Origin of the sequence: Chryseobacterium cucumeris, assembly GCF_016775705.1 — a bacterium.
Lineage (GTDB): Bacteria > Bacteroidota > Bacteroidia > Flavobacteriales > Weeksellaceae > Chryseobacterium > Chryseobacterium cupriresistens.
The window spans coordinates 2,678,016-2,698,356 of the sequence record NZ_CP068760.1; the positions used below are offsets into that span (position 1 = coordinate 2,678,016).

Below are 20,341 nucleotides of genomic sequence, written 5' to 3' on the forward strand. Positions count from 1 at the left end.
TAGTAAAATTTTTGATAATAAGAATGATGAATCAGTTGAGTTTATTCGATACAGAAGCGTTCTATGAATTTCCAAAGGATCTTTTGGAATACAGGGAGCATTTTCTAAGTAAAGAGCAAGCTGATCAGTTAAAAGATAAGCTGCTCAATACCGCGCCATGGGAACAGCGTACACAGAAAATGTATGATAAAATGATATTGACTCCACGGCTAACAGCATGGTATGGGGATTCAAAAGATTATAGTGCTCAAGAAAAACAAAGGGCGAGGAATCCATGGACTCCTGAACTGTTCTTGCTCAAGGAAAGGATAGAAAAAGAGTTTAACTGTAAGTTTAATGGAGTTTTATTAAATCTCTACAGAGACCATAATGATTCGGTGGCATGGCATAGAGATAAAGAAAGCCGGTATGGCAGACGGCCTGTGATTGCCTCTATCAGCCTTGGGCAAACCAGAAACTTTGATTTCAGGAAAAAAGATCATCATGCCAGTAAATATAGTTTACCGCTTCCACATGGTTCTCTGCTTATCATGAAAGGCGATTTGCAGGAGAACTGGGAACATCGGATAGCTAAATCTATAATACCCATGAAAGAGCGGATTAATCTTACGTTCAGGTTAGTTCTTGATTCTTAATTTTGCTTAAATATTGAATTAATGCTTCATTATTAGTTCCGTCTGTTTTCAAGATAGAAGCCTTGAGATTGCTGCTTGACAAATTGCTTCAAAAGATACAACGATATTGTGCAAGATAAATAAAATGATGATAACTGTTTTTAAGTATCATCAATATGCCTATATATAAAGTCCTATAGAAACAAGATGTCTAATTGTCAACAATGAAGGATGCTTTTAGGCACCCCTCATTTTATTGATCTCTTCCGTGGATTTCTCTGCTGAAAAACTGCTATGTCACTCCATTAATTAATGTTATAAATAATTAAGATATTAGCACCATCTCGATAAGTTTTGATCTAAACACACCATAATTTGTTCAACACTATTGTTTAGTACAGAGATTGATTCATCAGGGATTTTTTTTGTTAAATTTTGCCAGGAACTAGGATTAAATATTACAAACACTATCTCCTCACTATTGGATAACTCATCTTTATCAACAAAAATTGATGAGATATCAACAACCCCAGTATCCCAAAACATAATATTAATACTCAATTTATTAGACTCATATTTAAAATTAAATCCTGAACTCCCAAGTATTGTTGTATTTAATGTCTTGATATTTGCTTTTTCTGTAATGCTATATTTATTTATATAGTCCATTAGGTTTTGAAGTGTCTTTAAAGCTTCATCCATATTATTTTGTAATTAGTGGTGGTGTAATATTAAAAGCTGGTGGAGTAACAAAGCCTCCTTGTTTTTGAAGTAAATACATTTGACTGCCTCCTGCTTCTGGATGAACTGCTTTTAACCAATTAGCCTGGCCTCCATCTATTAATGCACTTGAAGGTATATCCATTTCCGAATACACCCATCCTTTTGGAGCAGCATTCCAACCATTAGGTCCATCGATAGCAAAAAATGTCATCCCTCCATCTTCTACAATGGTTGAGCCTGAAGCAACCATTTGATTATAAGATGATAAAGGAGACCAATGTCCAACCCTTGTTGTTCCTAAAGGAATACGCATTTGAACTCCTAATCCTTCCAGCGCTCCACCTCCTGAACCAGTAAGTAATGCTGTAGGTGCTGGCTTATAAAGCAGGATACTTCTTAATCCGTTAAATGCAGATTTACCCGCCAGATAATCTACATAATATCTGAACATTTTTGCACTTGGGTCCATTAAGGCGGGGCTTGGAAGCCGAAATGGTGATGGTTTTTCATATTTTGTTGTATCAAAGCTTGAAAGAAAAACATTAAATCCTTTTGTACTGATTATTGGTCCTCCCATAGCTGCATTTGACATTTTACTTGGTAAAAGCAATAAGGATGTAACCCCTCCTTCTGTAACAGTACCATTTTCATTAAGAACTGTTAATCCACCATTGACATTAACATATGAACCTGACTTTCCAAGTCGATTAAGAGTTTCTCCATTACTGCCAGTGATTTGATCCTCTTGGCTATCATGCCAGGAGACATTTCCCAAACTATCATTATACCAGTCATCAACCATTCCTGTAGGATCATTGGCATTAATGGGATTATTAAAGCTATATCTGAAAGGAGTCATTTCAGGATATTTTTCAGCTAACGGATCAACAACACCCCATCTTCCTATATCAGGCATATAAAACCTAGCACCGTAATCATACATTTTTGTGTCTTGTAATTCTTTTCCATTAAACATATATTTGTAACTGCTATTTCCATTTAAATTATTATATCCTTCGTGTCTTAAACCGAAAGGATAATAATTATTTTCACTTAGAACGTCTACTCCTGTTCCATTAGCATTCTTTGTATAGCTAAGTCTGATATTGCCAAGATGATCAGTATAATTATAAATATACTTATTCTTTACAAAATCATAATATCCTTCTGAAGTAGGAATAAATTGCAATATTCCATTTTCATATTGAAAAGCATCTATGTAATCTCTGGTTGTAATTTCATTGGTTTCAGTCATAATATTCATTGAAGATAATTTCTCTCCATACGCTGAATAAATATACGTAACAGCACCTTCAAATCTTTCAATATCATAAGGAAGATTTAAATGGTTATATTTTATTTTGTAAATAAAATGTGCATTATCTGATATCATATTTCCGTTGTCATCATATCCCATCATATCTCCTCCGTCAAGACCTAAACCATTACCACTGGAATCCCAAACATCGCTTAGTTGATTTCCGCTGTAAGTATACGCTATATCATCAATTCTCATTTTATTCCCATTATCAGTACCGCCAAACCTTAACATTGTTTTAATGTTTCCATTAATATCATAGGTAGCACTTTCATTATAATGTTCACCAGGAGCAGTCGTTATAGTAGGCTTACTGTATGTTGCCTTTAGCAGTCTGTTTAGTTTATCATATTGAAATCCATATCGTCTTTTCGTATCATCATTTGAAGTACGCCAGTCAATTTCCGAAATTAATCCATTAAATTTTGATGGACCCGAAACATTATTTTCTGGATTCTGATATTTTATGGAGTAAGCAAAAAGTTTACTATTTAAATCATTGGTGTTATTAATTTGCGTCAGAAGTCCATGTATATTATATTTGTAATCAATATCTTGTAAAGGGGCTGATATTGTTCCTCCAACTTTCTTATTGGATAGCTGCAAAATATCATTATATGTATTTTGAGTTAATATCTCTTCGGTATTGTTTCCAACCTTATGTTTATGAACAATCAATCTATTTTGATTATCATAAATAAAAGACTCATTAATAACGACTTCTGGATTAGAGGGCCTTAACTTGTGAGTCGTCGTCGTATGGGTAGCTAATCCTGCAAAATTAAGTTCGCTTTCTGTTTTAGTATAACCATCCTGATAATTTATACTATATCTGCTGATAGGACGGCCTTTCACGTCATAGTACATATAGTTTTTAGTCCAGCGGTCATCCTCAATATTTTTAACAAAGCTCATTACAGGAAAGCCTTTAGTACTTATTTTCTTAAGCACAAAATCATCTTTAACGGCATTGGATGGAGTAGGAGGATTAAAACTATACAAAGGGTAGCTGTCATAATAATTAATAGTTAAAAGCGAGGTAATGGAATTTGGATAGCTTGCAGAATTATTATAATAATACACATCCATACCGGTAGAAGTAAAGCCGACAGTACTGTTTGAATAGGTCCTTGAAGTGTTATTACTGCCTCGGGCATCAACATTAGCCTGTTCTGCTGATCTTCCAGTGCTGTTATAATTTTGTGTACTTGTATAAATTCCAGTATAAACAACCCTTCCAAACTGATCATATTTTTTAAAAAGCCATTTTTTTTCAGCCCCTAAATTTGCATCCTGAGTTAATACCAATCTATCCTGCCTATCATATACCATATATTCCCATCCTTTACCAGGTAACTTTTTCTCTACTAAACGACTCTTATTATCATACCTGTATTGATAACATAAGCTGTTTAGTATATCGGAAGGAATTTCTTCATCTCCTCCTGCAGACATCTCCTGAAAGAATTTAAATGCGGCATTGGGAGGAATAATAAAAGCCAGCTGATTATATTCATTATAGACATAGTAAGTGTCGGCATTTTCTGTTGGAGATAATACTTTTCTCCTTAAAATTATCTGACCTGATCCATTTTTGAATTCAATTATAACATTTCCGTCTTCATCTGTTATGGAGGTTTTAGTTAATTGTCCTGTGGAATATATCAAAGTATCACCAGTCTTGACGATTGATTTTGTGGCATTATCTGGCCAGGTACTTAACGTGATAAGTTTCTTTACACTGTCTCCATTACCATTCGTATCATAATTGTATTGAACAGGGTGTGATTGCCAATCTAGACCTGGCTTCTTTTTAGACAAGATGCGATCTAATGGAGATTTTTCAACATCCAAATGAGAAAAAGAAAAACTATCTCCATAAAAAGCTGCTGCCTGTCCGTCAACTCCCGATTGAATTCCTCCATTTAAGGAATTCATCGGAACGGGAAACCAAGTATCTACTTTTCGCCCAAATTCATCATACGGTACTTTCACCACTAAATCTTTTCCTGATGGGGCAGATTTCACACTAACAATTTGTTTCGATCGGCCTAAACCGTCAAAGTACTGTACAGTCTCTTCTACTTTGGCATTTTGGCCCGCAGGATAATCGAGGTATGTTTTAATCTGAACATAATTTTCAAGAGGAGAAAGTTGTCCATAGGCAAATTCATTCACTAATAATATACCTATAGGAATTAATATTTTTTTCATCATTGTTAGTTTTTATAATGGTAATTGAATTCTTGTGTTGTCCTATAGGTATAATTATTATCATTATTTATATCTCTTTCCAGAACCTTGATTTCTTTAAGTTTATTTGCAGAATCATAAATATATCTTTCTCTTGTACCTGACGGTAATGTTTTTGAAGTGATACCAACAAGAGGATCATAAGTAAATGTCGTAACTTGGGTACCTGTTAAAAATTGGTTCTGACGTATATTATCTAATGCATAAATTAGGGCATCTTCACTAGCGTTATCAATGTCATTATTTGATTTCTGACAAATCTCAAGATTATTATAATTTACAATGTTATCATCCATTCCCAGAACATCCATCAAGCCCGTATAAGAAATCCCTTCAACTTTAAGGATTGGCAGGGTCTGATTATAACCATAAATTATGGTTACAGGGATACCATCTTTGGTCGTATACTGCAATAAATTACCTTTAGTATCATATTGGTCATAAGTAATTTCATTTTGATATACTTCGTTGGAACCATTAATTGTATTTAATAAAACTGATTGCTTTTGTAGTGGCAATAACTTTTCGTGTCCTAACCAATCCTTACTAAAGCTTACTTTTGATTTTGAAATAGGAACATTATTATGGTAGTTAGTGGTTACAATTGGTAATCCTATCATATTCCTTTGTACCAGATCTCCCGTCCCATAGAGATCCTTCGCATATTCATATTGTTCCTTATCGGTGCTTCCATCCTGATAAGTAGTCGTCTGGCTTTTTAAGTTGTTGAAATTATCTGCGTTAAAGTACTCTTTTACACTGTTAGTAATAATTTTATTTCCATTATCCAAAATTACGGTTTCTTTTTGACCAACATTATTGAGCCATCTGCTTGTTAAATTGTACCTGCTTATTGAAAAAGCGTCAAAATTTAAAAAATAATATTGATCAGAAAAATAAGTTTCAGGAATATAATCACGATCAACAACATAGTTTTCAATATTCAAAATATCTGTATAATTATAACTGTAATCAGTAGTTCTTTTAATAAGATAATCTCCATTATTAATTTCTCCCTCAATTTTATTAAACATTAAATTAGCATTCCAATGGTTAGCATAAGAAGGAAGATATGTATTACTGAACCCCAACATTGGTGCAGCAGGAAAATCCTCCATTACAGCAAATTTTTTTGTTTCAAACCGGGTATTATTAATGATTTCGGTAACTGCTTGATAAGCAATAAAATCACCTTGGAAAGCGTTGATGTCGTATCTCTTATCTGAATTCATTTTATAATATTTATATTTATAGAAACATGGAAATCCACCTTGGTTACATGGCCAGTATCCTGTAACATAACCTTCTGTCAGATACCCCCCAAAGCCGTCATCTTCGGAATAAAAAGATGAAATATTACCTAATTCAAGTTTATTTGTTGAAGGATTAACTTCAGCTTTCTTATACAAATACGATTTAATTGTTTTGTTTCCGGTTAAATCACTTATTTCAATTCTCTGTGGACGAACTCCGTAGTGAATACTCTCTATTGTATCAGGATCCTTTATAATGGTATTGGGTTCGTAAAAAATCTCTTCCGTTCCTTTGGTAGGATAGGTAATACGGCTTAAAAGCCCATATTGGGAATGTGGAAATTGAGTTTTCCTTATACCTGTTGCAAAATTTATTTGTTGGGTAGTTGGGTTTACCTGTCCTAAAACCTGGGAATAATATTCTTTGGGTAATAAACTTTCATTGGTATATCCATTATAAATACCTGCCATATCCTGACCTCTTGTAAATCGTGGTGCTAAACCACCGGGATTGTTATAATCAAATGTGTAAATTTCATCCTGATTTAAACCTAATATTATATTCTGTAAAAAATATCTTACTGGAGTAGAATTCCCCAATTCCGCGATCTCAACATTTTGAAGGTAATTTCCAACCTTCAAATAATTGAATTTTACCTTATCTACTATGACGCCGTTGGTATTTTTAATTTCTATTTTATCAAAAAAGAACCCTCCTATTTCATCCCTGCTTTTGTAGGAAAAGTCTACAGTAAAATCTGGAGATTGAATTTTTTTGATGTACTTAGTTTTAACATCTTTTATCGTAACACAATGACCATCTCTTAAAAAATACTCTAGATCATAGCCATATGGATATCCAGCTGGAATATCACCTCCATATACTACAGTTTTAATATTTTTGGATTCTGAGTAATTCTCAGGATAATTACTATAGAAAGTATCGTATGTAAAATTGATACTTTTTGCTAGATTTGTATCTTCTATTTTAGTTAAAAACCAGGCTGTCTTAACAGGAGTCTGTGGGCTTGAGTCAGGATCACAATATGAAGTTATGGAAGCATATTCTGCACAGTCATTTTGTCCATAATAATACTTTCTGCCCTGTTTGTCTGTTATTATAAATGATTCAAGATTTGTTGCTATTTCTATTTTGACTTTTTCACTGTAATTCAGCAAATAAACTTGACTATTTTTAATAAAAAAACTCCCCTTCAGATTATTTATATTGTAATAAAAAATATCACATTCACCATCTTTGCCTGAAATATTATTATTTATTTTCGCTTCGTAGATATCGCGTATGGCATGATACTCATTTAAATTGAAGGCTCCCAGATAATCTACTTTCTGAGAGTTGCCATCGGGGATTCCCCGAACGACTCTATAAATCAAGGACGTAAACTGAGGTTGCCACAATAATCCCAAGGCACCTCCCCAATCATTAAGCCTTAATCCGTTGCTCGAATAAGAAACAGATAAGTCGTAATTCAAATCACCGCTCTTTAAACTCGCGATATCAATTATTTTATTAAAACGTCCTTTATTATCTACAGTTGAATAATTATTAATCTTTCCAAAATATTCTGTAGAAACTGATGGCTTTAAGGTATTATCTGTAAAGACTTTAATTTGTGAAAATAAATAATTCGTTGCTAAAATAGATATGATAACTAAAATGCTTATTTTATTTCTCATTGTTTTATTAATTTGGCGTTAGCAGTTTTATTTATATCGGTTTTAATAACAACCAGATAGGCTCCCTGAATAAGTGCCTCAGTATTAATCTTGGTCACCCTGTTCTTTGTTTTTATATTTTGAAGTTGTCTACCACTCATATCATACAAAAGAATATCTGCTTCTTTGAAGTCAAAGCCGATTTCTACATAAGCATAATCAGAAACAGGATTTGGATAGATCTTGATATCGTATTTTTCAATCAGCTGATCCACTTGTTTATCTCCTAACTTTACAATTTTCCAGTTCTCTTTTCCTAATTCCTCACCACTAATACCTGCTAAAATAATTGAGCCATCATTATTCAGTTTTAAATCAGACAGTCTTTCTTTTCCTTTTCTCGATTCTCCAGTAACATATTTTCTCCACTGCTCTGTACCATTTTGATCCACATATAATATCCAAAATGTTTCATCATCATTTTCTATATTATTTTCAGCCTGAGTATAACCGCCTAACAAAATACCTTTTGAAGATGTGTTATCAGAAGAGTATAAAATACTCATCCCCATCAATATATCACGGTTTCCAAAATTGTAGGATTTTTGCCATTGTTCTTCACCGTTATCATTCAAAGAAATGAGCCAAAGATCTGTACCTTTTTCAACACCTGTCGTCTTATTTCCTGACTTTTCTGACCGGGACTCTCCACCAATGATGTAGCCTGTTGAAGTTAAGGACAACGTTCTCAAATGATCATCACCAATTCCTCCAAAATTTCTTTCCCATTCAACTTTTCCGTTTTTATCCAATTTCACGATCCAGTAATCGCCTTCTCCAAAATTTTCTGTCTTTTTGGTACCTCCGTCATTACTTCTGGAATAAATTCCCAATAGCGCTCCTCCGTCCTTTGTGGGGATCATTTTTTCTACTTCATCTAGACCTTTTCCTCCCATTAGAATACGAGATAATTCTTTTCCATTCTTATTCATTCTTATAATTAGGATATCTTTTGAACCATATCCTTTTTCTGAATTTTGAACATTTCCGGCAATAAAGAATCCCAGATCTGTAGTTTGGATAACCGCTCTGGCTTCTTCATCAGAAGGACTGCCTATAGTTTTTTGCCATTGTTCTTCTCCAAATTCATTGATCTTTATAACCCAGATATCAGATCCTCCTATAGAATCTTCCATTTTATCAAGTCCTTTTTTTGAATATGAAGTTCCTGCAAGGAAAAAACCTCCTTCCTGAGTGCTCACAGTTGCAGATAAAAAATCGTGATTATTACCGGAAAAAAATTTTTCCCACACTTGCTCGCCCTGCTGATTGAGTTTTATCAGGTGGAAATCATAGCCATTATTTTGCTTTGGAGTTTCCAATTGAACAGGCCTTACATTTAAACTGCGGTTTTTTATTTTCTGACTGCCTCCCTGAATTGAGCTCCCGCTAATTAAATGTTGCTTGTCAATTGTAGTTGTAATCTGGCTTAAAAAATCCTGGGTAGAGGATTGTATATCTTTTTGCCAAATTACTTCTTGAGCAGATAAGCCCAAAATTGTACACAAAGTAAGTGTACTTACATAGAGTTTTTGCATGGTTAATTCTTTTCAATGTTTTTCCGAAATTAACACTTTGAAAAAAGATTGAATGAAACCCAATATTATCTTTCTTTTAAGACAATATTAATTCTTAATATGTAGGAAAGTAACAAGCTCTGAGATAGATAGAGCTTAGAAAAGAGAGGGTTGAAATTATTAAATGATGATGATTTGAAATTTTAATCTTTGTTACGCTCAATAAGTTGATTGTCCTTAGATTCGAAAATCAATGTGTTAATAAAAGCACTAATTACAATTATATGATCTAGGTTGTATTTGATAAAATAGTAATACCTTTGGCATCATTTAATTTTGAGGATATATGCACGGAAATGAACCCACTTATCAGATTTATTCTCCGGGATCAGTGCTGGGACTATTTAACAATGCATTAAAACTGAATGCAACTGTTAATCTTATTTATCTTAAGGGAAGATATTCATTCGGAGGGGGAAAAGCCTATGGGAATTACTATTATGATCATCTGTTTTCGGAGTCTGATACTATTTCTATTGGTATTAGAATATCAGCATTACTCAGGAGTAAAATTGAAAATAATGATATATATACTCTTAGAGGATATATTGAAAAAAGCATTAAAAACTCATCTGTAGAACTGCGCTTCGTCGTGGATGAGATTATCCAGCAGGAAGAACGGGCAATTTCAGAAGAAGAACTACAGAGATATGAACTTATCCAGAAAAAGCTTGAAAAAGGATCTAAAGATCTTGAGTCAATCATCAGGAACAAACTTCTCAAAGATGAGCCGATCAGAATTGCTAATATTTATGGAAATAATGCCATTGTACAAAAAGACTTTGCAGAGGGATTGGATATTTCACAGAAGTATTTTCAGATCTCGGAATATACCTGCAGTATAACTTCATCAACATCCATTGCTGAAAAAATTGAGGAGGTTTCAGAGTCAGGATATGATATTATTGCGCTGGTAAGAGGTGGAGGCGACCGGCAAAGTATGGAGGTTTTCAATGATATAGTGCTTTCAGAATTGTTCATTACTTTGGAAGCGATTACTGTAACTGCAATAGGGCATACAGTAGATGAAACTTTGCTGGATAAGCTTGCAGATAAAAGATTTCATCTTCCGCATGATTATGGAGCAGGGCTGCATTCCATTGCTGAAAAATTATCTCATGAAAAATCAAATTCAAGGGCATTACTGATTGATGAAGTTAAAAAGGATGTGAGCAAACAGTTTGCACAACAGGTATTGACACTGGAGAAGCAGCTTAAAAAGAAAAATGATGAATTCACAGAAGCTCAGAAGACTTTTAAAGAACAATCAGAAAATCAGGTGAAAGCTTTTACTGAGCAGCTTAAAGTTCGTAATGAGGAAGTAGAAAGGTTAAAAAAGGATCTCTCTGAAAAGCACGGTCAACAGGTTAAAACCTTGACTGAACAGCTTTCAAAAAAGAATGATGAATTCCAGAAGTTTCAGGAATCTGCATCTAAACAGCTTCAGGAAATGCAGAAAAATTTTTCAGAACAACAGAAACAGAGACAGCAGGAAATGGAAGATTATAAAAAGGAACTTGCGGTATTGCATGAAAAAAATTTGCAGGCCCTCATTAATGAGAAGACAGCAACTTTAATGGCTGGAATGGAATCCTTGCACCAGGAGAATGTAAGACTGAATACAGAGGTTAAAAATCGTAAGACAGATTATATAAAGATTGTAATCGCTGGTGTTATAGCTTTAATGACAGGGTATTTATTGGCAAAGATATTTTAACGCCACAGACTCATTATGGAAAATAGTAAAATAACAGAAGTTAATAGTATTATTAATACATATTTAAATTTTGAATCCCTTTCAGTCAAGTGGATAATAAGTAAAACATTTTATTCATAACCTTTTGACAATATATCAAATAGATGATATCAATACAAGAAAGGGTAGGATGTATATACGATAATTATGAGAAATATTAAAATCTTAACAGTACTGTTATTCTCAGTTGTTTTGTATCAATGTCAGAAGAAAGACTCCCAAATAGAAGGAGTTTCTTCAACAATCAAGAAAAGCGATCATAGTCTTGTCCTAAATGTGGGCAAAGATCTTTTTTCAATCGCCGTACATTATATGAAACTTTATAAGTTTAATGAACAAAACTATTGTAATCAAAATAAGGCGGTTTCAGTAATCTACGATAATCAGCTATCTTCTTGCTTTGATTACGTAAAAACCATTAATGGAAAAGATATTGATGATTTTCTGGGAACTATTAAAAATCCAAAAACCTACGGAGGAGAAGATGTAGCATGTTTTGATACTGATTATTCATTGATCCTTTATAATATAAAAGATGAAGTTGTAGGATATATAAATATAAGTGAAAGTTGCAATAAATTAATTTCTAATCCTGAGATTAAGGAAAGAGAGTTTTATTCTAAAAATGGATTAAGAAAAGTTGGATTTTCGAAAAAAGGAAAAGAAAAAATCAAAAAGATTTTAAAGATCTAGTTTTAAAATGCAAAACCATTGATATTGTTCGGCTATTATTGTTGCTTAAAAAGAAACACTCCACTATTTAATGTGGAGTGTTTATAATATAAATTAATGTCTTCCCTGCTCTTTTTTATTCCCCTTATAGTAGATGTTTCTGATTAAGATAATACTACTTATGGCAAAAGGGCCAATATGTGATAGCTGTTTAAGTAAGGCAGTACCGGAATAAGCTTTCTCCTCTATGATAGTTTCAATACCGAGCCCTATAAAAAAAAGGGAGATCAGTAATAATACAAACTGTATTTTTAAACTTATTTTTATCATATTATTTATTTTTTTCTGCATGCAGCAACCCATTCTCCGCTAGCCCAAACATATCCTGCACATGTTAATACTGTTGCAGAACCCCAGGAACCAACTTCAACAGTGGCTAAGCAGGCAGCAGCAATTCCAAAACCAATTGTGGCAGAGAGGCATGAAATAGTCTGCCAGTTGTAGAAGGAGCTACCTCAAAATAACCAGGGGTATTATAATTTATTAATGTTAAGGCATCAACAAAATTAGCGAAAATTTCTTTTTTCTTATCTGATAATTCCAATTTTATGGCGAGCCTGTTTGCCAGGAAGAATCATATAAGGGTTGCAAATTACTAAATACTTTGTTGGCTTCTTCAAGATCAGAATTACTTATTCTTTGAGCGTTTAATTATATTTTTTCACTTAATATTTCCACATTCATATCAATCGATGGCTAAATGCATAATGTGTACATTGTTATGTTTGATATGTTGTTATTTGTATTACAAACATAACAAAAAGATTATTTATTTTATTGAACTATGATTTTAATTCATATTTAATATGTGTTAAAATTTGTTGTCCTTTGGCTGTAATATTATACAGAAGAAGCAGAACCTTTACTGCCAAATAGAGCCTTCAGCTGCCATCATTTTTAAGAAACTTGCCTGACTTTATATCTTACGAGTTACGTAGTAATTGAAGTCATGGATAACAATATAAACGAGAAAATGGATATAGTTGAAAGGACTGGCGATACCTTACTGGTGCTTCATCATGAAACGGGTACCGTTGGGATTGTTAAGGGATTGGATGATCATGGGGAAGTAAATAGAATAAGTCCTGAAGATCTGAGCGGTGATGAAATGCTGAGTATTGAGCGTAATGAGAATTCTTTTACTGAGTTTTATTCGGTGTTTTATCATCAGCTGAAGGAGCCTTCGGAGTTTTCGTTTTTTAAGGTAACAGAATATGAAGCAAAGCAGACGGCTGTAAACCTTCAGAAGTATATGGATAAGGCTACGGATGAAGAGAAAAAAGAGCTGAAGAAGTATGAGATTTCTATTGATGTGGTGGAGGCACATAGAAAGATGGGAGAGGAGAAAACAGCAGGTAAGGGAGAGGATGTTCGAAATAGTTATCTATATAAGACTGAGCAGGTGGACTGGAAGATGATGGAGAAGCTGGGGTGGGATAAGGAAAGATTGGAAGAGCTGGGTGCTTTGGACCCGATGCTGAAAGGATATAAAACTCCAATGCTTGTTCCTGTACGCATTGAACTGGGAACAGTATCGGGTACAATTGAAGCGAGGCTCTCTCTTCAGGCTAATGATTTTGGAGAAGTGGAACTCAGGTTTTATCCGGTAAGAAGAATGCCTGATTTTTCCAAGCCTTTCTTTGGACATACATTTTCAGAAGAGGATAAAAGAAATCTGATGGTAAGTGGGAACATGGGAAGGGTGGTGGATCTGGTGCATGGGATTACAGGAGAGATCTTGCCTTCTCTTATCAGCAGGGACAGGCTGACCAATGAGCTGGTGCAGGTAAGGGCAGACAGGGTAAGGGTTCCACTCGTGATCAAAGGAGTGACTTTGGATGAAGAACAGAGAAAGATCTTAAGGGAAGGAAAACCGCTGTATATTGAAAATATGCTTTCAGCTCGGGGGACCTTGTTTAATGCTGCGGTTCAGTATAATGCGGATAAGAGGTATGTGGAGTTTTTGCTGGATAAGAAGGTAAGGAGGATGGGAGTGGGAGATTTGAGAGAGGTTCCGGAGGTGTTCAGAGGGAAGAGGCTTAAGAAATGGCAGGTGGAGAAGTTAAAGAACGGGGAGGTGGCATATGTGGATGGACTGGTGGATAGCAATGGGAAGGGGTATCAGGGATATTTGAGGTTTGATAAGGGAATTGGGAAGTTTGAGTTTTCTTTTAAGAATGTGTGGAAGGAAACAGCTGGTCTGTCGAAGAAAAGGAGAAGAGGTATTTAATTTTAGTTAATAAAAAACATTTCATATAATTGTAAAAAAAATGGTAGAAATACAAAGAAATAGCACAGGCCTTTCTGGCGAGTACTTTGTCGCGGCTGAACTTCTTAGGAGAGGATTCAGTGTAGGAATTACTATGGGTAATGCCAAAGCAATAGACATTCTTGCAGAGAAAGACGATAAAAAGTTTGTCATTCAGGTTAAAGCAATTTACAAACGAAAAAATAACGGTTGGCCAATAATGAAAGAGAGGATTAACCTTAATCACTACTATATATTTGTTAACCTGAATGCTGATCAAATGTCAGCACCAGATTTTTATATCGCAACGGGACAGGAAGCATATGATCAGTGTAGACAATATTCGACAAGAGGAATTATTACAATTTCAACACTTAATAATCCTCTATTTCTTTCAAATTGGGACAAACTTAATAAAGATTCCTTTACAATATAGTAGACATTAAATAACATCTATTGAATTAATCATTGACCTGACAATTAAATCAACAGTTTGCTTTTCAAGAAATAACGAGAGATCCACATTTACAAAATATTATAGTAGAAATCTTTTGACCGAAAGAATATTTTCGTGATTCAAAATAAAATGACGTTTATCACCATTTCTCAAAAGACAGTAGGCCTCAATATAGCAATGCAAATCATGAAGTGTTTGTGTTTTCGATCTTTGAGTAGGAGTCAATGTTACTTTAGTAAATGATTTATTAAAAGCTATGATATCAATTACGTATATCATTCTTTCTGTTATTTTACCCATTTTGTCTTTATAAACGATTTTATAAAAAGCTCCTTTTTTAAATGTTGATGGTGTTAATTGTTTAAATATCCTTTGAGGATTTATTCCAATAAGTTCGCTTGAAAAAACATCTTCTCTTGGTATTTCTTGAATCGCAGAAATATTATCTTGTGTCAATATCATATTATTAATTTTTTGAGTAAAAATGTTTTTATAGACAAACTCATAGTAATATGTATTAAAGGAGATATTTAACAATTCAACAATATCTTGTACTTCATAAACTTTGTCTTTCACTGTGCTTTCCGGAAAAAGATAATAATTATCTTTATCAAAGGAAAATTCACTCTTTGAAATATCGAATTGTTCCACATTTGTAAGTACATTTGAGGGGATAAGGTCTTCTGAAAATGTTTGTTTAGTGGCGTTAAACCATTTACATTTAAAAAGGATGGCAGAACGTAATTTTGTACCAGTTATATTGTCGAAAACTTTTTTATTTTCATTTGAAAGAACTTCTAAAACTGTTAAAATAGGTGATACAAAATCTAAATGTGCAGTGATTTTAGTTTTAACATTATCAGTTTTTTCAAAATTAGATTTTAATTTTTTAAGCTCAACATCTACTGATTTTAGTATAAATTTTTTATTAACATACTGCTGAGCGTCACATAAACTTATAGTTTCAAATTCATTACCACTACCATTTTCATGATCTGAAACAAATTTTAGCTCAGTTTCTTTAAACCACTTTCTTTCAAACAAACATGTTTTGCTATTAAAGAAAATACAATTATACTGAACGTCTTTTTTGCCTGTTTGTTCATTAAAATTTTTAGGATTAGTGATTTCAAACACCACCAAAACTGGAGGTGTGTATTCAGACTTTGCCTTAAGAACTAATTCATTAACAGACTTTAAAAATGGGTTTGTTAAATATGTTACCAAATCCCCTAGTTTGTATAAGGGTTCATTCGAATTTGTTGAGTTTTGTTTCAAGTTATTAATTTTATTACAAATATATAATTATATTTGTAATGCTTACTTCTGATCGAGGATTTTTACAACTAGGAAGGATAGAAGAATTTTAAGAAACTTAAAATTTTACTTACCGTAAAAAGACGGTATTGGACTATGATTTACTAATCAGCAGCATTAACCCACTTAGGGGGTCAGGCAATAAGCCTACCAGTTCTGCCGAAAGAAGAATTGTTTCAAACCATAAATCTAGTGAATTTGAATTAATTTCTACCATATCTTTTGTATTAGATGTTATTTTGCTATAAAGGTTAAACAATAATTTAGGAAAAATAAACAATGACTCAGTATTGGGTACTTATCCGAATAAATATGTATGTAAATATTGCATCCTCTATTGTAAATTTCAGAAGTAAGTTTATTTATGATTAAAAAGAAGCCTGATTGGTTAAAAAGTAAAGGATATATACATATAACTCCATCATTATCGCTCGAAAACGATTGGAAAGCATATGAACAAAAGATTACTAATAAAAAGTATATTGAAAAATATGCTTTTTTTCCTTTGATGCACGATTCAATTAGTGAGAGAAAATATAAAAGATTTGATGAGAGAAAGCATCTAAACACCAATCGGTCTGGTCGTACACATTGTTTTAAGATTAGTAAAGGAAAAAGTAAACAAACTGTAAAATCTCGACCCATTCATTACGCCAGCCATTTTGATTCATTGATCTATAGTTATTATGGAAATATTTTAAATTCAAAATATTTAGATATAATAAAAGAAGATATTGAGCTTGATAAATGTATAATCGCCTACAGGAAGATTGATTTAGAAAATGAAACAAGAGGTAAAAGTACAATTCATTTTGCTAAGGAAGCATTTGACGAAATTGAAAATCGTTCACAATACAAAAATGTAGCTGCATTGACCTTTGATATAGAAAATTTCTTTTCTGGATTAGACCACAAAATATTATATGGCAAATGGTGTGAAATAATAAACAAGAATTATCTTCCTGAAGACCATTATAAGGTTTTTAGAGCTTGTACGAATTTTAGTTATATTTTACGAGATGATCTAAGAGTAAAAAACACACTTGGTCTTAGAAGATCTGGCTTTGATGAAAAAAAACTCCATCTGATAAGAAAATCTAAGGGGTACAAATGTTTTTATCACGATATAAATGAGTTGAGAGACGAAATTAAGAATGGTCGTCTAAAGATTTATAAGAACCCTTTTAGCAAAAAACTAAAAAATGGGAAACTTGTTAAAATTGGAATACCTCAAGGTCTTCCATTGAGCGCAGTATTAGCAAATATTTATTTACTAGATTTTGACAGAAATATTATCAAAGAAGTTGTTAGAAAATATGGTGGATATTATAGAAGATATTCTGATGATTTATTGATAATCTGTGATTCAACCCAAGTAAACGAAATAAAACAATTTGTATTGTCTGAGATTTTGAAGTATGGTTTAAATATAAGTAGTCATAAAACTGAGGAGTTCTTGTTTGAAAATCTAATTTATAACAAAAATTCTGATAAAAGACTGACGTCAGTAAAAATTGAAAATAATCAAAGAAGAATTGCAAAACCTCTTATTTATCTAGGCTTTGAATATAGAGGATTTAATACCAGTATTAAGTCTACCAACTTATCGAAATATTTTAGAAGACTTATTTATATTGTAAAAAGGCGAGCAAAAAGAGCGGGACAAAATATGACCCCTGAAAGCAGAAGGGCAATTTTTAAGCACCAAATAAAAAAGCTATATAATGCACCATTAAAAAATTTTGATAACGATTCTAAAGAATTAAAACAAAAGTTTAGAATAAGATATAAATTTGTAAAAAATGAAATGGACGAGTATTATTTAGAGCCCGTGAAAATGCCTATAAAACATCAATCTAACTATATATCTTACCTAAAAAGATGTGATAGGATATTTAATAGAGATGTAGATAGTTCTTTCTTGAAACAAATAAGAAAAAGACATAATGTACTGAATCATGCAATCAAAAAAAATCTTAACAAGAATTTCAACTAATTTTTGATATAGTCTATTTCGGTGATTATAAAAATTCTATTGTTTAAAACTAAAGATTTATTATTTATAGTAATTTCATAATCTCCTAAAAATGCTAGATGCCAGCTACCAATTCCTTAAGTTTTTGCATGTTAGGATCTTTTTCGATAGGATTAATATCATTGAAAGAATTTTGTGACAATGTTTGATTCAAAATTTTTACCTTTTGAAGCATAGGTACAACATATTTTAAAAAGTGATTAAAGTGCTCAGAAACATCAGAATATTTCGTAGCAAGTTTGTAGCCGGGCTTTCCTGAATGACTTACAATAAATAATCCTTCATATCTAAGATCTCTTATTAAGGTTCTTATCCTTTCATTTTTTATATTTGGAAAGAAATTATTGAGATAGATTAGTAATTCTCTTGTTGATACTAAGCGGTTAGGATTTAATTCAGACTGAAATCTAAGATATTCTAATAGCCTTGCTTTTTCCTTGCTTTTCTCACTTTTTGAAGAGTCAAAAAACTTTTCTATCAACTGATAGTTCATTTTCATAATTTGCCTATCAAGTTCGGGCTTATTCTCTATTTCTTTCGTGATATAGCTCTCAAAAGGAAAGTAAGAAATTGAGGTTCTTGCATGCAGCAAATTAAACAGTTCAATGTATTGTTTATCAAAGTGGCTTGTGCAAAATACTTTTCCTAAGCAGCCAGAGATAAAATCAGAAATTTGAATCAGTTTTTCATCTTTGTCATCAAATATTTCAAAATTTCTGTCAGGGTTAAATAAATCACGACTAATGCTTTTCTTTCTCACATAATCCTGGAGTTCAATTTTAAATTCTTCTCCAACTTTATCTGCATTAATTGAGTAGCTCTCATATATATTATTATATTTTTCAACAAATAAAGACTGGAAATATTTGTAAAATGTTTTTTTAATCTTTAGTCCATCACCAGATAAATTTGACTTATCAACTACCATTACGTCCACTACAAAATCTAACTTTTCAAGAAATTCTATTAAAATATCTTTTCTCTTTTTAAAGTTTTTACTTTTAATATTCTTTGATTTTAAATCATCACCTAATCTATATTTGAAGCATATTTCTTTCAGAATTTTTCTTGCTTTTTCTGTGTCAGTTTCTTTGATGATGACAGAAGTGTAGATAAAATGTGAAAATGTACCTTTCTTGGATAAATCAAGATGTGTATTACCAAATTCGTCAATAAAAATTTTAGCGGGAATCATCAGTTTAAGTGAGTTTTATATATCTAGATAGTAAAGTTACGGATACAATTTGTATATTCAATGGTAAAGAATTTTTTTCAAGGTGCTTTAAAACTCAAATCACTGTTGTAAGTTTTTTGTGTAGTAAATCTCACTAATTTTTATTCTTTTCTTATTTTAGCATAAAATTATAATATTACATAGTGATATCTATGTTATTTGGGAAATAAAGACAAACTACCATGACCTTTCTAGAGCTAGCTCAATCCATATTAAAAGAAGAAAAGAAACCATTGACAGCCACTGAGATTTGGAACCTTGCTGTCGAAAAAGGATATAATAAAAAATTAAATTCACAGGGAAAGACTCCATGGTCAACATTGGGAGCTCAGATCTATGTGAATAGCAAAGATAATCCGAAATCAGTTTTTGCTAAAACAGATTCAAGACCTAAAAGATTTTATTTAAAATCAATGGAAGGGGTATTGGAAGATTATGAAAATACAATTCCAGAAGATCTTCCACCACTGAAAAAAAAGAAGTTTGATTTTTTAGAAAAAGACCTTCATAAGTATCTAAGCTACTTTGTTTATTATCATTTGAATTGTTATACCAAAACAATAAGGCATCATATTTCTAGTAAGAAAGAGTTTGGCGAATGGGTACATCCTGATATGGTAGGCTGTTATTACCGTATGGAAGACTGGAAACAAGAGATCAATGAATTTAGCAGGGCTGTTGGTGTAAATTCAGTCGTTTTGTATTCATTTGAAATCAAAAGAGAGTTGAGCTTTGCTAATTTAAGAGAAAGCTTTTTTCAATGTGTTTCTAATTCCTCTTGGGCAAATGAGTCTTATTTGGTGGCCGCCAGAATATCAGAAGATGAAGATTTTATGAATGAATTGTCTAGGTTAGCAGCTTCCTTTGGTATAGGTGTGATAGAGCTTGATCTAGACGATCCACATTCTTCAGATGTGATTCTTCCAGCAAAATATAAGAAAGATTTGGACTTTGAAACAATGAATAAACTTGCTATGAATAATGATTTTAAGGACTTTATTGAAACGGTTAAGATTGATTTAACGAGTAAAAAGATTCATAAGAAGGAATATGATGTCGTTGAAAAGATTGAGAATTTTTAATTGTT

General features: G+C 32.5%; 13 protein-coding genes. 7 read left to right on the top strand and 6 right to left on the bottom strand.

Annotation, left to right across the window (positions count from 1 at the left end; all coding sequences use genetic code 11):
- Positions 1-23 precede the first annotated feature (23 nt).
- A complete protein-coding gene (locus JNG87_RS12050; RefSeq protein ID WP_232720565.1) occupies positions 24-635 on the top strand; it encodes an alpha-ketoglutarate-dependent dioxygenase AlkB family protein in 612 nt (203 codons plus the stop codon).
- Between the two features lie 312 nt (positions 636-947).
- Here JNG87_RS12050 and JNG87_RS12055 read toward each other — a convergent pair whose 3' ends face one another.
- From JNG87_RS12055 to JNG87_RS12070, 4 genes are read right to left on the bottom strand one after another with little or no spacing between them, the layout of a single operon-like run.
- Positions 948-1,316, bottom strand: a complete 369-nt coding sequence (locus tag JNG87_RS12055) for a hypothetical protein (RefSeq protein ID WP_202838648.1) — start codon at positions 1,314-1,316, stop codon at positions 948-950.
- Between the two features lies 1 nt (position 1,317).
- Positions 1,318-4,872 carry a DUF6443 domain-containing protein gene (locus tag JNG87_RS12060; protein ID WP_202838649.1) on the bottom strand — a complete coding sequence of 1,185 codons (3,555 nt, stop codon included), beginning with the start codon at positions 4,870-4,872 and terminating at the stop codon, positions 1,318-1,320.
- A gap of 2 nt (positions 4,873-4,874) precedes the next feature.
- Positions 4,875-7,859 carry a hypothetical protein gene (locus JNG87_RS12065; RefSeq protein WP_202838650.1) on the bottom strand — a complete coding sequence of 995 codons (2,985 nt, stop codon included), beginning with the start codon at positions 7,857-7,859 and terminating at the stop codon, positions 4,875-4,877.
- Positions 7,856-9,436: a T9SS type A sorting domain-containing protein gene (locus tag JNG87_RS12070; protein WP_202838651.1), complete on the bottom strand. Its 1,581-nt coding sequence runs from the start codon at positions 9,434-9,436 to the stop codon at positions 7,856-7,858. The genes JNG87_RS12065 and JNG87_RS12070 overlap by 4 nt, the downstream gene beginning before the upstream one ends.
- A 325-nt stretch (positions 9,437-9,761) precedes the next feature.
- On the opposite strand from JNG87_RS12070, the gene JNG87_RS12075 reads away from it, so the two are divergent.
- The 4 genes from JNG87_RS12075 to JNG87_RS12090 all read left to right on the top strand — a co-directional run bounded on the left by JNG87_RS12075 (position 9,762) and on the right by JNG87_RS12090 (position 14,647).
- Positions 9,762-11,192 carry an exodeoxyribonuclease VII large subunit gene (locus JNG87_RS12075; RefSeq protein WP_202838652.1) on the top strand — a complete coding sequence of 477 codons (1,431 nt, stop codon included), beginning with the start codon at positions 9,762-9,764 and terminating at the stop codon, positions 11,190-11,192.
- Between the two features lie 186 nt (positions 11,193-11,378).
- Complete coding sequence (locus JNG87_RS12080) at positions 11,379-11,924, top strand: hypothetical protein (protein WP_202838653.1); 546 nt, start codon at positions 11,379-11,381, stop codon at positions 11,922-11,924.
- A gap of 988 nt (positions 11,925-12,912) precedes the next feature.
- The gene (locus JNG87_RS12085) at positions 12,913-14,193 is read left to right on the top strand and encodes a DUF3945 domain-containing protein (protein WP_202838654.1); all 1,281 of its coding nucleotides are present in this window, start codon (positions 12,913-12,915) and stop codon (positions 14,191-14,193) included.
- Positions 14,194-14,233: 40 nt separating this feature from the next.
- Positions 14,234-14,647: a hypothetical protein gene (locus JNG87_RS12090; RefSeq protein ID WP_202838655.1), complete on the top strand. Its 414-nt coding sequence runs from the start codon at positions 14,234-14,236 to the stop codon at positions 14,645-14,647.
- A 99-nt stretch (positions 14,648-14,746) separates the two neighbouring features.
- On the opposite strand, the gene JNG87_RS12095 is transcribed toward JNG87_RS12090, so the two are convergent.
- Positions 14,747-15,946 carry a hypothetical protein gene (locus JNG87_RS12095; RefSeq protein WP_202838656.1) on the bottom strand — a complete coding sequence of 400 codons (1,200 nt, stop codon included), beginning with the start codon at positions 15,944-15,946 and terminating at the stop codon, positions 14,747-14,749.
- 403 nt (positions 15,947-16,349) lie between these two features.
- Between JNG87_RS12095 and JNG87_RS12100 the strand changes: the two genes are divergently transcribed.
- A complete protein-coding gene (locus JNG87_RS12100; RefSeq protein ID WP_202838657.1) occupies positions 16,350-17,981 on the top strand; it encodes a reverse transcriptase domain-containing protein in 1,632 nt (543 codons plus the stop codon).
- Positions 17,982-18,075: 94 nt separating this feature from the next.
- On the opposite strand, the gene JNG87_RS12105 is transcribed toward JNG87_RS12100, so the two are convergent.
- The gene (locus JNG87_RS12105) at positions 18,076-19,215 is read right to left on the bottom strand and encodes a DUF3800 domain-containing protein (RefSeq protein ID WP_202838658.1); all 1,140 of its coding nucleotides are present in this window, start codon (positions 19,213-19,215) and stop codon (positions 18,076-18,078) included.
- Between the two features lie 221 nt (positions 19,216-19,436).
- Between JNG87_RS12105 and JNG87_RS12110 the strand changes: the two genes are divergently transcribed.
- Entirely contained in the window at positions 19,437-20,336 is a 900-nt protein-coding gene (locus JNG87_RS12110) for a COG2958 family protein (protein WP_202838659.1), read from the top strand.
- Positions 20,337-20,341: the final 5 nt, after the last annotated feature.

Coding starts and splice junctions, on each gene's coding strand:
- JNG87_RS12055 (WP_202838648.1), bottom strand. CDS start 1,316: ATGGATGAAGCTTTAAAGACACTTCAAAACCTAATGGACTATATAAAT.
- JNG87_RS12100 (WP_202838657.1), top strand. CDS start 16,350: ATGATTAAAAAGAAGCCTGATTGGTTAAAAAGTAAAGGATATATACAT.
- JNG87_RS12075 (WP_202838652.1), top strand. CDS start 9,762: ATGCACGGAAATGAACCCACTTATCAGATTTATTCTCCGGGATCAGTG.
- JNG87_RS12105 (WP_202838658.1), bottom strand. CDS start 19,215: ATGATTCCCGCTAAAATTTTTATTGACGAATTTGGTAATACACATCTT.
- JNG87_RS12085 (WP_202838654.1), top strand. CDS start 12,913: ATGGATAACAATATAAACGAGAAAATGGATATAGTTGAAAGGACTGGC.
- JNG87_RS12065 (WP_202838650.1), bottom strand. CDS start 7,859: ATGAGAAATAAAATAAGCATTTTAGTTATCATATCTATTTTAGCAACG.
- JNG87_RS12090 (WP_202838655.1), top strand. CDS start 14,234: ATGGTAGAAATACAAAGAAATAGCACAGGCCTTTCTGGCGAGTACTTT.
- JNG87_RS12080 (WP_202838653.1), top strand. CDS start 11,379: ATGAGAAATATTAAAATCTTAACAGTACTGTTATTCTCAGTTGTTTTG.
- JNG87_RS12060 (WP_202838649.1), bottom strand. CDS start 4,872: ATGATGAAAAAAATATTAATTCCTATAGGTATATTATTAGTGAATGAA.
- JNG87_RS12110 (WP_202838659.1), top strand. CDS start 19,437: ATGACCTTTCTAGAGCTAGCTCAATCCATATTAAAAGAAGAAAAGAAA.
- JNG87_RS12050 (WP_232720565.1), top strand. CDS start 24: ATGATGAATCAGTTGAGTTTATTCGATACAGAAGCGTTCTATGAATTT.
- JNG87_RS12070 (WP_202838651.1), bottom strand. CDS start 9,436: ATGCAAAAACTCTATGTAAGTACACTTACTTTGTGTACAATTTTGGGC.